This window comes from Brevibacillus nitrificans (genome assembly GCF_003710965.1).
In the GTDB taxonomy this organism is placed as follows: domain Bacteria; phylum Bacillota; class Bacilli; order Brevibacillales; family Brevibacillaceae; genus Brevibacillus; species Brevibacillus centrosporus.
In genome coordinates this window covers 26,203-40,041 of record NZ_RHHU01000003.1, presented here as the reverse complement: position 1 = coordinate 40,041, position 13,839 = coordinate 26,203, and the positions used below count along the sequence as shown (strand labels likewise).

At 50.9% G+C, this 13,839-nt stretch carries 17 protein-coding genes and 1 other RNA gene; 6 read left to right on the top strand and 12 right to left on the bottom strand.

Features of this window, described 5'->3' with window-relative positions:
• Window positions 1–2: 2 nt before the first annotated feature.
• From gmk to EDM59_RS02080, 3 genes are read right to left on the bottom strand one after another with little or no spacing between them, the layout of a single operon-like run.
• Window positions 3–623, bottom strand: coding sequence for a guanylate kinase (gene gmk / locus EDM59_RS02090; RefSeq protein WP_122922133.1), 621 nt, complete (start codon window positions 621–623; stop codon window positions 3–5).
• Between the two features lie 16 nt (window positions 624–639).
• Entirely contained in the window at window positions 640–900 is a 261-nt protein-coding gene (remA, locus tag EDM59_RS02085) for an extracellular matrix/biofilm regulator RemA (protein WP_015891999.1), read from the bottom strand.
• A gap of 24 nt (window positions 901–924) precedes the next feature.
• Window positions 925–1,812, bottom strand: coding sequence for a YicC/YloC family endoribonuclease (locus tag EDM59_RS02080; RefSeq protein ID WP_122922132.1), 888 nt, complete (start codon window positions 1,810–1,812; stop codon window positions 925–927).
• Window positions 1,813–2,014: 202 nt separating this feature from the next.
• Here EDM59_RS02080 and EDM59_RS02075 point away from each other — a divergent pair, with 202 nt between their 5' ends.
• Genes EDM59_RS02075 through EDM59_RS02065 form a run of 3 tightly spaced genes read left to right on the top strand, consistent with a single transcriptional unit; the run spans window position 2,015 to window position 4,689 of the window.
• Window positions 2,015–3,745: an Rqc2 family fibronectin-binding protein gene (locus EDM59_RS02075; protein WP_122922131.1), complete on the top strand. Its 1,731-nt coding sequence runs from the start codon at window positions 2,015–2,017 to the stop codon at window positions 3,743–3,745.
• A 48-nt stretch (window positions 3,746–3,793) separates the two neighbouring features.
• Window positions 3,794–4,138: a DUF2512 family protein gene (locus EDM59_RS02070; RefSeq protein WP_122922130.1), complete on the top strand. Its 345-nt coding sequence runs from the start codon at window positions 3,794–3,796 to the stop codon at window positions 4,136–4,138.
• A 32-nt stretch (window positions 4,139–4,170) separates the two neighbouring features.
• A complete protein-coding gene (locus EDM59_RS02065; RefSeq protein WP_122922128.1) occupies window positions 4,171–4,689 on the top strand; it encodes a hypothetical protein in 519 nt (172 codons plus the stop codon).
• A gap of 125 nt (window positions 4,690–4,814) precedes the next feature.
• Here the strand turns inward: EDM59_RS02065 and ssrS are convergent.
• From ssrS to EDM59_RS02035, 6 genes are all read right to left on the bottom strand, one after another.
• A non-coding RNA gene (ssrS, locus tag EDM59_RS02060) (6S RNA) lies at window positions 4,815–5,006 on the bottom strand.
• 82 nt (window positions 5,007–5,088) lie between these two features.
• Window positions 5,089–5,856: an enoyl-CoA hydratase/isomerase family protein gene (locus EDM59_RS02055; protein ID WP_122922126.1), complete on the bottom strand. Its 768-nt coding sequence runs from the start codon at window positions 5,854–5,856 to the stop codon at window positions 5,089–5,091.
• Window positions 5,857–5,876: 20 nt separating this feature from the next.
• A complete protein-coding gene (locus tag EDM59_RS02050; RefSeq protein ID WP_122923345.1) occupies window positions 5,877–7,022 on the bottom strand; it encodes a CaiB/BaiF CoA transferase family protein in 1,146 nt (381 codons plus the stop codon).
• A gap of 140 nt (window positions 7,023–7,162) precedes the next feature.
• Window positions 7,163–7,513 carry a DUF4870 domain-containing protein gene (locus tag EDM59_RS02045; RefSeq protein WP_122922125.1) on the bottom strand — a complete coding sequence of 117 codons (351 nt, stop codon included), beginning with the start codon at window positions 7,511–7,513 and terminating at the stop codon, window positions 7,163–7,165.
• Between the two features lie 432 nt (window positions 7,514–7,945).
• A complete protein-coding gene (locus EDM59_RS02040) occupies window positions 7,946–8,842 on the bottom strand; it encodes a DMT family transporter (protein ID WP_122923344.1) in 897 nt (298 codons plus the stop codon).
• A 67-nt stretch (window positions 8,843–8,909) separates the two neighbouring features.
• A complete protein-coding gene (locus EDM59_RS02035; RefSeq protein ID WP_122922123.1) occupies window positions 8,910–9,857 on the bottom strand; it encodes a GntR family transcriptional regulator in 948 nt (315 codons plus the stop codon).
• A gap of 141 nt (window positions 9,858–9,998) precedes the next feature.
• On the opposite strand from EDM59_RS02035, the gene EDM59_RS02030 reads away from it, so the two are divergent.
• Window positions 9,999–10,169 carry a YjzC family protein gene (locus EDM59_RS02030; protein WP_092267855.1) on the top strand — a complete coding sequence of 57 codons (171 nt, stop codon included), beginning with the start codon at window positions 9,999–10,001 and terminating at the stop codon, window positions 10,167–10,169.
• 55 nt (window positions 10,170–10,224) lie between these two features.
• Here EDM59_RS02030 and EDM59_RS02025 read toward each other — a convergent pair whose 3' ends face one another.
• Window positions 10,225–10,467 carry a hypothetical protein gene (locus EDM59_RS02025; protein WP_122922121.1) on the bottom strand — a complete coding sequence of 81 codons (243 nt, stop codon included), beginning with the start codon at window positions 10,465–10,467 and terminating at the stop codon, window positions 10,225–10,227.
• 89 nt (window positions 10,468–10,556) lie between these two features.
• Between EDM59_RS02025 and EDM59_RS02020 the strand changes: the two genes are divergently transcribed.
• The gene (locus tag EDM59_RS02020; protein WP_122922120.1) at window positions 10,557–11,093 is read left to right on the top strand and encodes a DUF309 domain-containing protein; all 537 of its coding nucleotides are present in this window, start codon (window positions 10,557–10,559) and stop codon (window positions 11,091–11,093) included.
• Between the two features lie 4 nt (window positions 11,094–11,097).
• Here EDM59_RS02020 and EDM59_RS02015 read toward each other — a convergent pair whose 3' ends face one another.
• On the bottom strand, window positions 11,098–11,661 hold the full coding sequence (locus tag EDM59_RS02015) for an RNA 2'-phosphotransferase (protein WP_122922118.1): 564 nt from the start codon (window positions 11,659–11,661) through the stop codon (window positions 11,098–11,100).
• Between the two features lie 23 nt (window positions 11,662–11,684).
• Window positions 11,685–12,365 carry a CPBP family intramembrane glutamic endopeptidase gene (locus EDM59_RS02010; protein WP_122922116.1) on the bottom strand — a complete coding sequence of 227 codons (681 nt, stop codon included), beginning with the start codon at window positions 12,363–12,365 and terminating at the stop codon, window positions 11,685–11,687.
• A 193-nt stretch (window positions 12,366–12,558) separates the two neighbouring features.
• Between EDM59_RS02010 and EDM59_RS02005 the strand changes: the two genes are divergently transcribed.
• On the top strand, window positions 12,559–13,758 hold the full coding sequence (locus EDM59_RS02005) for an MFS transporter (RefSeq protein WP_122922115.1): 1,200 nt from the start codon (window positions 12,559–12,561) through the stop codon (window positions 13,756–13,758).
• The last annotated feature ends 81 nt before the right edge of the window (window positions 13,759–13,839 follow it).

The following is a 13,839-nucleotide window of genomic DNA, read 5'->3' as shown; positions in this document are numbered from 1 at the left end:
GATTATTCGACCTCCTTTAACCATTTACGATACTTGTGAACCTGACGCTCTTTTTTCAGATGCTCAGCGGTAATGATCGCTTGGATCCGATCACATGCCGACTCGATCACATCATTGACCACCACATAATCGTAGTGATCCATCAGCTCGATCTCCGCGCGGGCGACTTCCATCCGTTTGCGAATGACATCTTCCGTCTCGGTGCCTCGTCCCACAATGCGGTTCTCCAGTTCATTCAGATCAGGAGGAGCCAGGAACAAAAACGTTCCTTGTGGAAAACGGTCTTTTACCTGCAGAGCGCCCTGCACTTCAATCTCCAGAATAACATCTTTTCCAAGAGAAAGCATTTCATCCACGAACTGACGTGGAGTTCCGTAGAAATTCCCTACGTATTCAGCCCACTCCAGCAGTTCATCCTGTTCAATCATGCGCTGAAACTCTTCCTTGGACTTAAAAAAGTAATTGACTCCATCCACTTCTCCTGGACGCGGAGAACGAGTGGTAGCAGAAACGGAATACACAAGCTCAGGCATACGCTCGCGCAAAGCTTTGCAGACCGTTCCTTTTCCCACTCCCGCAGGTCCAGAAAGAATCAGAAGGAGACCGCGATCAACCATGGTCATGATTTACAACTCCTACTTATTCATCCGATTCGTCATCTTTCGTCGTCAGCCGTTGTGCTACTGTCTCAGGCTGAACGGCCGACAAAATCACGTGATCGCTGTCCGTAATAATCACCGCACGTGTCCGTCTGCCATACGTCGCGTCTACCAGCATATTGCGGTCACGCGCTTCCTGAATGATCCGTTTGATTGGAGCCGACTCAGGACTTACGATCGAAATAATGCGATTCGCGTTTACAATATTACCAAATCCAATATTGATTAGCTTGATTGCCATGACGGCCCAGCCCATCCTTTCATCCTACTCAACATTCTGAACTTGCTCTCTCATCTTCTCCAGCTCGGTCTTGATCTCGACCGCCAGATGCTGGATTTGCAAATGATTGGCTTTGGAGGCAATCGTATTTGCCTCTCGGTTCATCTCCTGCAGCAGAAAATCCAGCTTGCGCCCAACCGCTTCTTCCTTTTCCAGCTGTTGCTTGAACTGGTGGCAATGACTCTTGAGGCGAGTAATTTCTTCACTGATATCACTTTTCTCCGTGAAGAAAACGACTTCCTGTGCCAAGCGTTGCTGATCCAATTCGAATGGCGCTTGCTCTGCCCACTCGCTCAGGCGCTGGTGCAGGCGATTGTGGTATTCCTGCGTACTGGAAGGAACCAACAGAATGATGTCTTCTAACCACTTGTTTACTGAAAGCAGCCGTTGGGTCAGATCGGCATGGAGCCGTTCCCCCTCGACCATTTTCATGGAAAGCAGATCCCTTGCCGCAGTGTCGACCTCGGAAAGCAGCCAGCTCGTCAATTCGTCGCGCTCTGCTTCCTCAGTTTCTTTGGTATGTATCACGCCGGGAAAAAGCAATAAATCCTTGGCGGTGAGTGGCGTCTCCAGTGAAAAGCGCTGGTCCATCTCGCGCGACAGCTTCAGGAATTGTTCGGCAATGCTCCAATCAATGGCAACCGTAGGCGAGATCGTCACGCTTCCTTCCAAGGAAATCGTCACGTCCACACGCCCTCGTCGTACATACTGTGCAACGAGCTTGCGGACTTGATCCTCCAGCATGCTCATGTTTTTGGGCAACCGCACCAGTATCTCTTGGAACCGGTGATTGACGGCACGAAGCTCCACCGTCAACCGCAAAGAGCCCTTCATGTCGTCTTTTCGTCCATACCCTGTCATACTTCGAACCATTGTTTTCACTTCCACAGACGTAAAATCAATTAATTAATTATAGGAGACAACTCTTGGCAGTGTCAACTTTGTTGGCAGCAAAGACCCGAATACGGGCCGACAACAAAGTTCCTCCCCACGTGCCTTTGTGCTACACTGTGACTGGCAGCTCTTCACCATGCCTGATTTTATCATGTACTTTCTTTGATTGAGGTGAGCCATAGTGGCATTTGACGGCGTTGTAACCCGTGCTGTCGTACGGGAGCTACATAAACTCGTGGGCGGACGCATTTCCAAGGTGCACCAGCCCCATCATACGGATATTGTTATGCAGATTCGCTGCCAAGGAGAAAACGTGAAGCTTCTCCTTTCCGCAAACCCGACTTATCCGCGCATTCATTTGACGACGGAGGAGTTTATCAACCCCTTGGAGGCTCCGATGTTTTGCATGCTTTTGCGCAAGCATTGCGAAGGCGGCGTGATCGAGTCTGTCCAGCAGGTAGGAATGGAGCGCATCATCCACATCGACGTTCGAACACGGGATGAGCTCGGCGATACTGTCTCACGGCGTATTATCATGGAGATCATGGGGAAACACAGCAATATCATCCTCATGGACCCACAGTCCGGCATGATCCTCGACAGTGCTCTGCATGTCACGATGGCGATCAGCCAATACCGCCAAGTCGTACCCGGTAAAAACTACGTCTCCCCACCGAGCCAGGACAAAGAGGACCCCCTGACAGCAACGGAGCAGTCGTTTCTGTCCTCGATCGATTGGAACAGCGGCAGACTGGACAAGCAAATCGTTGAGGCCTATACGGGCATCAGCCCCCTTTTGGCAAAAGAGATCGTTTACCGCGCTGGCCTAGCCAATCGTGACTCTCTCTGGAAAGCGTATTCCGAGATCATGCAGGATATTTTGCAGGACAAGTACGCTCCAGAAATAGTGGAAACGGCAGACAAAGCGAACTTTCATGTCGTAGCTCTCACACATCTCACAGATCGTGCGTCCACTACGAGCTTTACCTCTGTTCAAGCCTGCCTGCAAGCCTTTTATGAAGGAAAAGCTCTGCGTGATACCGTCAAGCAGCGTGCGCATGACCTGATCCGCTTTGTGACAGGGGAGAAAAACAAGAACGAGAAAAAAATCGAGAAGCTTGAAAATACGCTGCAGGAAGCAAAAGACGCTGATCTGTTCCGCTTGTACGGTGAGCTGATCACGGCCAGCATGCATCAAATGAAGCGAGGAGATACTGAGCTTGTCACGGTCAATTGGTACGACGAAGCAGGTACCATGATCACCATTCCACTCGATCCGCTCAAGACCCCTTCGGAAAATTTGCAGTCGTATTACAAGCGTTACAACAAGGCGAAAAACAGCATGCAAGTTGTCGGGGAGCAAATCGAGCAAGCCCAAACGGAGATCGCCTATTTGGATGGACTGCTCGTACAGCTGGCTCATGCTACCCTAAAGGATGCCGAGGAAATTCGGGAGGAGCTGGTCGAGCAAGGCTACATGCGTGATCGTAAAAAGCGTGGCCCACGCAAAAAGAAAGACGTTCGCCCTGAACTGGAGGCCTATCAATCAACGGATGGCACGGATATCCTCGTTGGAAAAAATAACAAGCAGAACGAGTATTTAACCAACAAGCTGGCTGCTCCTTATGAAACGTGGCTGCATACCAAAGATATCCCTGGCTCTCACGTCGTCATCCGCGCCCGAGAGTTTTCCGATCAGACTTTGCTGGAAGCCGCCAATCTGGCAGCCTACTTCAGCCGCGCCCAACAGGGAAGTCAAGTACCGGTGGATTACACCCTGATCAGACATGTAAAAAAACCAAGCGGTTCCAAACCTGGCTACGTGATCTACGAACAGCAGCGCACCTTGTACGTAACGCCAGACAGCGGACTGATTCGGCAGCTAAAAACGAACGCCTCCCGCAACGCATAGCGAAGGGAGGACCGTTCATACTAAGAGCATGAAAGGAGGTGTTCGTTCTTGAACATCTTAATCAAGCTCTTGGTAAACGGCATCATTGCAGTTCCAGGGCTTTGGTGGTCGGGAACATCACTGACATTCGCGGTCTTGACCAGCATTGTCGTCAGTTTGATTGCGTACGCTTTGGGGGATGCCCTCATCCTGCCCAAGACCAATATTACCTTTGCAACCACAGCTGATTTTATCATGGTTTTTGCTTTGTTTTGGATAAGCAGTTACGTATTTGCCCAACCCTATCATCTACCGGGGATCTTGCTCACAGCCTTCGTGATTACCGTAGCTGAATACTTTTTCCATAGTTACCTGCAGCATCATGGCGTGCATCACTCCAAACATCCGGGCTGAGGCATACTACAATCATTGGAAGGGGGATCGGGATGAACGTCATTGGCATCATCCAAACCGACTTAAATGAATTCAGCGTCTTGTTCGACCAACCACAGGGAGGCGGGCAAGGTGGACAAGGACAGGATCAAGGGCAGCAATCAAAAGGCGGCGGGCAGGGAAAACAAAATCAGCAGGACAGCAACTCTGATGATTCCATGTTCCTGAGCTTCTTGGACGAGCAGCCGAGCAGTCAGGAAGGAAACGGTAACGGAGGCGACGGTGGTGGTGGCGGCGGTGGCGGCGGGCAGCAACAGCAGCAACAAAACGGCCCGCAGGAGATGACCGTTCGCATCAAGGGCATCCCCGAAGGACAGAAAGCAAACTTCCTGCAAATGTACCAAATCCTGCAAGATGCTCAGGACACACAATCCTTGCAGCAAACGTTAACCATCGTGAATCAAGGAGATCAGCAGGACGGCCAGGGCCAAGGACAAGGACAGCAGCGCCACAGCGGAGGCGGACAGGACAAGGGTCAAGGGGCTGGCAAGCAAAACAAAACCACCCATTGATGCATCCCTCAGCGCTCCTTACAACTGACTTCCTTCACGACAAAAAACCACCTAGAACATCATGTTCCAAGTGGTTTTTTGTTTCGCACTCTATCATTTGCCCGAGAGCTTGTTTATAAACAGGCCAAGTCCCCGCTCTGCCGTTGACCTCATGTTTCTATAACCTGCGCTCACACAGGTGGGTGACCCCTTCGAACTTCTGCCTTCCCATGCATCCAAAAAGGAGGTGGGCCTGACTTCCATTACGAAATTCCGTCTCCCGAAAAACACGTATAAGGTTAGAAACATTTACGGCCTTACGTACATCGCAGGATCTTGATACGTTTACTTTACCACAGATTCCTTTAACGCTCAACGGATATTCTTTCCTCAGTCGGGCAAATCAGCGCCCAAACCTCTTTATTTCTTGCGCTTTGCTGCGATCAGCGAAAGGAAATCTGGATGAGCGATCAAACGAGGCTGCTGCTCCTTTTCCCATTCCAGAGTCTGCTCCAGCTCCATCCCCTGCGACCGCCCCAATCCTTCCTTGGTGACGGCATACGCTTGTTTCGGAACTCGCCGTACAGTCATGATCAGCTTCTCGACTTCTTCAGCCAGCCTCTCTGCGTCCACCGCTTTATAAATGAATCCAATCCGCTCTGCCTCTTGCCCTGATAGCCGCTCTCCCAGCAATGCCAATCGTTTGGCCTGCGCGAGTCCTACGAGTCTGGGCAGCAAGTACGTTCCACCGAAGTCGGTTGTCAAACCGAGATGGACAAACGGCTCCTGTAAAAGAGCGTTGTTCGTTGCGATGACAAAGTCCGCATGCAAAGCCAAGTTCAGGCCTGCGCCTACCGCAGCACCTTCGATGACGGAAATCACTGGCTTTGGCATTCGGTGCAGCCTGGTCAAAAACTCGTTGATCACGCTGAGGGCTTCGTCTGCTTGCGTATCTTCCCGTAAAACGGCAAGGACACTCAAGTCAGCCCCCGAGCAAAAGTTTCCCCCTGCCCCCCTCAGCACGACTACCTCTGCATTTTCAGCTCTTTCCGCTTGCTCGATCTCTTCGCGAAGCTGGTAAAACATCTCGATGGTCAAAGCGTTCAGTACCTGTGGACGGTTGAGCGTGATCGTCCACACGCCATTTTCGCATGCTGACCAAACATCCGGCTTTTGTCCTTGTTCCATGGTAGAGTGATTCTCCTCTCTTAGGTGGGGATAGCGGGGATGACTCCAAGCTTTTGCAGCCGGCCAAGTTCGCTTTCAGCTAAGCGCAGCTTTTTTCTCAGCAGCTCGTGTGTATGATCGGTGTACCAGGCAGCCCACTTGCCACCGGCGGATGATGTTCTCTTTTCTAGATAAGGCAGCGTGTACGCGATCTCCCTGCTCGTAACATACAAGCTGTTTGCCCAGTTTTCCATATCTTCGACAGCGGTCAGGCAGCAGTCCACTTCCATACCGAGCTCGCTCCATTCCGCCTGTGTTCGGGAAGAGAAGAGCGCTTTCAAGTCCTCGTAAACCTCGGGCTGTTCTGAAGCAGTAGCCTGGTATGCGTTCTCCCAATCGGCGCGGCCAACAGCGCGGCAAAAATTCAGCCAGAACTTCTCCTCTACTGCGGCAAGAGCAACATACTGACCATCGGAAGTCTCATACACCTGATAGGCGAGGCGCTCATGGCGCGCTGAGCTGTACTCCTGCGACGATCGGCATCTCCCGAGGATCGCATGCAGCCCCATCCAGGAGGAAAGAATATCTCCGGACGCCACGTCCAAATAGGCTCCTCGTCCCGTACGCGCACGCTGGACAAGCGCTGCGCAGATCTGTTCGCTCGCATACAAGCCCACCGCATAGTCAGCGATGGGTATATCCGCAATGACCGGCTTTCCTTCTCCATCGCGCAGCGCCGATAAAAACCCGCTAACCGCCTGAATATTCAGGTCATTCCCGCCGAGCTGATACATCTCCCCGCTCTGGCCGTAGCCTGTGACCGAGCAGTAGATGAGGGAGGGATGAACTGCCCACAGACTGTCGTAATCAAGCCCCAGATGCCGGAGCACCCCAGCGCGGTAGCTCTCCACTACGACGTCTGCTTGACTCGCCAGAGCAAACGCGAGCGCCTTCCCGTCTTCCGTACGCAGATTCAGTGAAATACTTTTGTGATTGCGATGGGAACGCAGGTAAAATGCTCCCGTCTCCCTGGCTTCCCAGTTGACAGCAGGCGTCGAGGGTCCGGGATCATGGGCAGGAAACGAATTGATCTCGATAACCTCAGCACCCAGATCAGCCAGCCGCATCGTGCAGACCGGTCCGGGAAGATGGCGTGAAAAATCGATAACCGTAACCCCTGTCAGCATACCTGGACACCCCTTTCCGCGATATACACTCCTTAATTTTTCGCGAAAGGTTATATCCCCTCCTTCTTTATTCGAAAAATTCAAAATCATCCCAACAAAAAGGACTGCTCCTTCTCGGAACAGCCCCACGCCGTGCCACCCTATTTGACAAAACGAAAGGTAAGCGGGTAACGGAAATCGTTGCCCTCGTTTGCTTTGACTGCAGCCATGATCAGGAATATAGCCCAGAACAAAAACAGTGCGATTAAGAGCAGTGCACCAATAAAGACAATGAGCAATAAATAAGAAATGGCCGCGTAGATCGTAACGGTGATGCTGAAATTAAGTGCTTCCTTTCCATGCGTGTTAATGAACGGACTGGTGTCTTTTTTGATTAACCAGATAATCAGCGGCCCTAGAACGTTTCCGAGCGGAATGATAAACCCGACCAGTGCGGATAGATGGACAATCATGGCCCACATCCGTTCCTCCTTGCCATACTGCTGATTCATCATGACTCCTCCTATTTTCGGATAGTTTAGTCTACGATGGAATCCGCCCAAACTTGCGAAAAAACGAAAAAGCGCCCAAAAGGCGCTTTTCGTTATTGATTAATATTTGCCGCCGTGGCCATAACCCGAAGAGGAACCATAACCGTCGTGCCCGCAGCTGCCACCATGGTGGCCACAGCTACCATAGCTACTTCTGCACTCCGTTTTGTAAACAGGCTTATAGTAGCAGTGTTTCTTGTAGTATTTCTTCTTGCAGCATTTCCGAACGTGACATTTGCAATGAGAAGACCTTCTGCATCCGCAACCCATTACCTTCACCCCCTCTTGATCGGTACATCTACAAGGTATGTAGGTGATGAGGCATTGGCATGGACACCTGTCTAGTGCGTTTAGAAAATCAGCTTTTGTCCCGTCTTGGCAGCAGCAGGCGAACTACCCATCCAGCTTAGCCCTCACTAAGCCGCGGGCATGTTTACGCCTTTCCGCCCACGCCACTCCCACGAGTACCAGGAGCCCTCCCACGATGGTTCTCCAGCTCATTTGCTCGCTTAAGAGCAGGATGGATGTCAGCACATTCAGTAGCGGTATGGCGTTTAAATAAATGCCCGCTTTGGCGGCAGGTATACGCTCTAACGCCTTGTTCCACATCAGGTAAGCGAGCATCGTGCAGCAGAGAACCAAGAACAAAAAGCTCATCACGGATTTCCCTGATGCAGAAGGCAGCCCGTAATGCCAGGTCTCCCATGCGGCAAAAGGCAGGAGCATCGCACTGCCGAGCAAGAAGGTCAGCGCCGTGAACAGCTCACTGGAAAGCTTTTCTTCCCCTTTGGGGCGCTTCAGCTGGACGACGTACACCGTCCAAATAAATTGCGATGCCAGTACCAAAAAATCTCCCCACAAGGAATGCGCCTGCTGCAAAGATTGCGGCTGAATCGTCACCATCAAAACACCGCCGATCCCGAGCACCAGACCGACCCATTGCGTGAGCAGGATCTGTTCTTTTAAGTACAAAGCAGCCAGCAAGAGAGTAAACAACGGCAGTGTAGCTGAAATAATGCTGGCATTGACTCCACTGGTCAGCGAAATGCCATATGTATTCATCAAAAAATAACCGGCAACACCGGTAAAGGAAAGCATCGCAAGGCGCATCCACGGGATCGCCACAGCCTTTCTTGACACTCTGCTTCTACGCAACCAGACGAGCGGTAAAAGCAGCAGGCCCGCGAGTAAAAGCCGAAAAAACATCAAGGTAAAGGGCTGAACCGTATCTAAGGTCCACTTCATCGGAACAACAGTGAGGCCCCATAAAAAGACAGCACTGATCAGCATCAGGTAAGCTCGATTCAAAGTAATCCTTCTCCTAATAACCGGTTAAAAGAAAAAATAAGGACTCGTCTTACTGTGTGACAATCTTCCGCAGCTCGTTAATCCCATGATGATCCGGGATTTCCTGATACTCTTTTACCTTTGGAAGTGTCAGCAAATGCGGTCTGGTCATATAGCCTGGCTTGGAAATATATACGACATCACAATTCGCTATCAACTCAAACACATCTGGGTGATTCGCTTCGATCGTCCGCAAATCCAAATGGGTAATACCCGCGTTATACAAATCATTGATCATCCCTGCTGCACCACGGATTGTGGCACAGATCAAGCCGACTTTCGTATGCCGCGGATAAGCTTCCATCGCTGGAATCACCGTCGTTGGATCCGGGATAAAATCGAGACTGACGAGAGGAGGCGACTCTTTTGGCAGCGTCTGCTTCATCATGCGCAGGTTGACAGAAGGGTGCGTCACAATCGCTTTGTACTGCTGCAGAAAGCTCGGATCCCGCTCCAGCCTTTCGATAAAGTCTTCAAATGTACGTCCTTCCACCATCGCGCTTGGCAGATGGTATTGCACGAGACGCAGGTACTCTGCCAGCTCCAGCTCGGTAAACCGAAGAAAGAGAACCGGAAACTGATTGATCTCTTGCATGACGGAAGACAGCACACGGGTAAACTCGTCCATGGAATAACCCATGGCCTTTACTTTGTGCAACGTTTCTTTGGCTAAAAGCGCCAAGTGGGCAGGATTCCGGGTCAGGAGAGGATCATTTACCACATTGCTCACAATCGTTCCCCGACCTTGCCTGGAATCGACCATGCCTTCCTGCTGGAGACGCAGGTACACACTCCGTACGGTATTGTAGTTGATTTTCAGCTGCGCAGCCAGTTCTCGTACGGTCGGGAGCTGTTCGTTCGGCGGCAATTCGCCACTCCGAATCAAAGCAGCAATCTGTTGATACAATTGTTCGTGGTACGAAACATTGGAATCCTTTTGGAGTATCAATTTGATCATGAATTCACCTCTCCTTAGCTACTGAAATAATCGTATATGAATTCAGATTGTAACGTCAATAGATCCCGCAGGATGAAGGCACTGCCTGCGGAAATACTAAGGCACGTGAAGATATAACTACACCCGAAGGAAGGTGACCTCATGGGAGAACACAGTCGTTTTCGTGAAGGTGAAAAATCACCCAAGAATGCCGTTTACATGGAAATCGGTGAGTCTGGTTCCAGTGTTCAGGACCCGATGATTATCGAATTAAGCCGCGGCGAAAAGTTCCCGGCTACGCGCAACAAAAACCGGGTATGGACACAGAAATAAACGAGTGAAATGGAAAGAACCAACCTTTCCCCAAGGATCGGTTGGTTCTTGTGTTTCACACTTGTTCGTCTTCCTCGTCTTCTTCTTCGTCATCCTCGCCACTCACGTAAATAATAGTGACACCCAGACTTTCTAAAAGCTGCAAGACTTCCCGATTCAGCTCCTGATCCATGAGCAAGCCGAGGCTTTCTACCAGCTCCAGCTCCTCCAGATCACCTGTTTGCGCATCTTCAATCAACTCTATAATGTCCGTCATCTTCTTTTTTTCCAAGACTGCCATCAATTCTTCTGCGGTCATGATATGTTCGCACCTCGTTTTCTACTCACTTTCCTATATAATAGTACATAACCAAACAGTTGAAAACCAAGCAGCGAGGTGGTTCACCGATGTACCCCCAACCCTATCTGGATTACCTGGTACAATTTCACGTCGAGCGTGACTATTTTGAATGCCATGAAATCCTTGAAGAGTATTGGAAAAGCGTGCCACAGGAGCAGCGGCAGGTCGTCTGGGTCGGCCTCATTCAGATTGCAGTAGGCCTCTACCATCAACGCCGCGGCAACATGAACGGAGCGAAGAAAATGCTCACAAGTGCGCACTCTATTCTCGAGCATCACCCAGAAGACATCCGGCGACTTGGCCTAGATCATGCTGCGCTCATGCTTCTGCTGGAACAGCGCCTGGAAGAGTTGAACAAAGGGCTTTCTTATCACAGCATGTCTCTGCCCATTCTTGCAGCTGACCTGCGTGAAGCCTATGAGCGTGCCTGCGCGCTTCGAGATGTTCCTGTGACCCGAGAAAGCGATTTGAACGATCACTATCTGTTAAACAAACACACTCTTCGCGATCGCAGCGAAGTATTTGCTGAGAGAGCGCGCCAGCTTCAGCTTCGTGAACGTCAGCGCAGCGAGCCTGGCAGTTAATCGGCTATTGGAGATGAAGATAGTCAGGCGGTATGGCTTCGGCAAAGTAAAAGGGATCGGAATGAGAATACGGCACGCAAAGGCGGAAGAAGCGAACGCCTGCTTGATACGCCGCTTCGGCTTGCACTTCGAAAAGCGACAAAGTATCACCCGGTGCTCCGATCGCCTCCCCTGTGTCTGCCAGTTGGACGTATTCGCTGGCGATCGGCAAAAGCCCACTGGCCTTTACTTGATCAATCAGCCTGCGATGGGTACCGTAGTAAAGGATCTCCGGTGGGGCTACTTCCGCCAGCCTGCCTTTCGTCTTTGTCGGCATAAATCCATGTGTAGCCCGGATCAGCACGCCTTGATCCCACTCCAATTGACGAGCAGGGTCATTTTCCACGACCTCTCTGATAGCTGCTCGTGTCACCGTCTCCATTCCTTTCAGCGTTTGCAGGTAACCAAGCAATGCCCCGACCGGAGTATATCCGTATGTATCATAATAAAGCTGGTGATACTCGCTGTTCTGCCGCAGTATACTCAGCAGCCGTTTCCGAAGACGCGTTTGTTCGTGACTCGTAAGCATATCCGATCCCCCTCGCAAGCCACTCAAAATATCCACCATAATACCGGAATGACAAGTCCTAGATCTGCCAGCAAATGGCTGAACCAGGTTGGATAGACAGAGGGAAACCTCCCTTTCATCCACCCCCAGAAGCACCCAACCCCAAAAACCAGCAGAGTCATCAAGCATCCCCACCGGAAACCGAACAGGACCGTCGAAACTACGAGATGGTACAGACAATAAAAAAAGCTCGACAGCAGGATCCCTACGACCCTCGACATGACGACCAGGAAGCGCTGCAGGACAAATCCACGCCAAAAGAGTTCCTCCAATAAAGAATTCACGACCACAAGATACAGCGAAAACCACCAGATCCAGCGACTGTTGAGGCCCCATAGCTCCAAAACCTGGCGTACGGTTTCCGTTCGCCCTTCGGTTCGCAGCAGCACCCAGATGCCTACACAAGCTCCCAGCATCAGCACGACCCCGCTGGTCACTCCGAAAAGAACGCCCCTGTGCTCCATCTGCCCCCAGGCAAATTGCCAGCTTTCTTGCAAACTGCCCTCCCACCAGCCATGCAGGACTGGAATGCACAGGCACACGACCAAATGAAAGCAGACAAAAGTAACAAACAAGCTTTGTTTTTCCACTAATCCGTAAAAAATCGTCAAGGTGGCAGTAAATCCGTAACCGATCAGTAGCAGTAACGACCGTTTATACGCCAAAAAGACTAGCCCCCTTTTCCCGAGTGGAAGAAAACGCATGCCGGGTTCATCACAACCTGCCGTCTGTAATCGGTTTAGCTTTCCCCTCTCCCGCTGCCTGCATACCACTTATCACCGTGAATATACAAATGATTCCGTAAATGCTATACTGTGGGATGCCCGTTTGGCAAAATTTTTTTAAATGGAGGCCCTCATGTTGTGGCGAAACCGAACTTTCCTATTGCTAATGACAGGTGAGGTAGTCGCTGGCGCAGGTATGTGGATTTCCATCATCGCCAATCTGCAGTTCATGCAGAGCTTGATCCCTTCCGAGACGGTAAAGGCCCTGGTTCTGATGTGTGGATTGGTCGTCAGCATCTTGCTCTCACCAAAAGCTGGCGTGATCATCGACATGTACGACAAAGGCAAGATCATGATGCTGGCCAGCCTGATTCGCTGTTTCAGCCCGGTCTTTATGTTTCCAGCGCTCGCGAATGATTCGCTCGTCTGGATGATCGTCTCCCTCATCGTCATGCAGTGCTCCGCTGCCTTTTATTTTCCCACCGTGCAAGCGTCACTGCCCGCCATCCTGTCTAAAGACGAGCTTCTGAAAGCAAACAGTATCTATCTGAACATCTCTACCCTGTCCCGGATCGGGGGTACCGCAATCGGGGGTGTTCTGGTCGTTTCGATGGATCTGTCCATGCTCTATGTCTGTTCGATCATCGCGTATGCTGTCCTGGCTGTGGTGACCCTGTTTTTGCGCATTCCTCCGATCACCTCCCGCCGTATGAAAGAAAAGGTGGAGTTTCGCGAGGTTCTGACCATCTCCCGTCAAGATCCCGCTCTCTTCGTCGGGCTGATCAATAATGGACTTGTCACTCTGTTCCTTGGTGGCGTCAATCTGATGATTCTGAATCTAAGTACCCTTCAGAATGAACCGCAGCTCATGGGATGGATCTACATGGCGGAAGGGTTTAGCATTTTCGTCGGCGGTTTGCTCGCCAAGCGTTGGATCGGCAACAAAAATCTGATGGCATCCTCGACTTTGATGCTCATCTTTTTCGGAATCTCGCAGTACGGGATGTCCTTTGCTTCACAAAAAGTCATGATCCTCGCTTCGTTCGCCGTATTCGGCTTCGTCGTCGCATTCTTTTTCCCTGTTACCGCTACGATCTTTCAAAAGCGGCTGCCCGAGCATCAGCAGGGTCGATTCTTTTCCTTTAAAAGCATGCTCGACCGCAGCTTTTTCCTGATCGCCCTCGGCGTCACCGGCGTTGGCCTCGACCTCATGGGCATATCTGGCTACTTGCTTTGCATCGGCACACTGACCATTCTCTTCGGAGTAGGTACGTATTGGTACAGCAAAAAGCACAAGCTGGATGTACGTGCACATGACGAAGCAGCAGCTTGAAAACTTAGAAAAAGGGAAAGCATGTCAGATCCTTTACCTACATTCCGACAATAGTGTATGATATGAGTATCAGCTCGAAAA

Excerpts from the sequence above, each read along its gene's own strand:
- EDM59_RS02050 (WP_122923345.1), bottom strand. The coding sequence starts at position 7,022 with ATGCTGACAGGGGTTACGGTTATCGATTTTTCACGCCATCTTCCCGGA.
- EDM59_RS02040 (WP_122923344.1), bottom strand. The coding sequence starts at position 8,842 with ATGCTGATCAGTGCTGTCTTTTTATGGGGCCTCACTGTTGTTCCGATG.
- EDM59_RS02015 (WP_122922118.1), bottom strand. The coding sequence starts at position 11,661 with ATGCTTACGAGTCACGAACAAACGCGTCTTCGGAAACGGCTGCTGAGT.
- EDM59_RS02025 (WP_122922121.1), bottom strand. The coding sequence starts at position 10,467 with ATGACCGCAGAAGAATTGATGGCAGTCTTGGAAAAAAAGAAGATGACG.
- EDM59_RS02030 (WP_092267855.1), top strand. The coding sequence starts at position 9,999 with ATGGGAGAACACAGTCGTTTTCGTGAAGGTGAAAAATCACCCAAGAAT.
- remA (WP_015891999.1), bottom strand. The coding sequence starts at position 900 with ATGGCAATCAAGCTAATCAATATTGGATTTGGTAATATTGTAAACGCG.
- EDM59_RS02045 (WP_122922125.1), bottom strand. The coding sequence starts at position 7,513 with ATGAATCAGCAGTATGGCAAGGAGGAACGGATGTGGGCCATGATTGTC.
- EDM59_RS02080 (WP_122922132.1), bottom strand. The coding sequence starts at position 1,812 with ATGGTTCGAAGTATGACAGGGTATGGACGAAAAGACGACATGAAGGGC.
- EDM59_RS02065 (WP_122922128.1), top strand. The coding sequence starts at position 4,171 with ATGAACGTCATTGGCATCATCCAAACCGACTTAAATGAATTCAGCGTC.
- EDM59_RS02005 (WP_122922115.1), top strand. The coding sequence starts at position 12,559 with ATGTTGTGGCGAAACCGAACTTTCCTATTGCTAATGACAGGTGAGGTA.
- EDM59_RS02020 (WP_122922120.1), top strand. The coding sequence starts at position 10,557 with ATGTACCCCCAACCCTATCTGGATTACCTGGTACAATTTCACGTCGAG.
- gmk (WP_122922133.1), bottom strand. The coding sequence starts at position 623 with ATGACCATGGTTGATCGCGGTCTCCTTCTGATTCTTTCTGGACCTGCG.
- EDM59_RS02035 (WP_122922123.1), bottom strand. The coding sequence starts at position 9,857 with ATGATCAAATTGATACTCCAAAAGGATTCCAATGTTTCGTACCACGAA.
- EDM59_RS02055 (WP_122922126.1), bottom strand. The coding sequence starts at position 5,856 with ATGGAACAAGGACAAAAGCCGGATGTTTGGTCAGCATGCGAAAATGGC.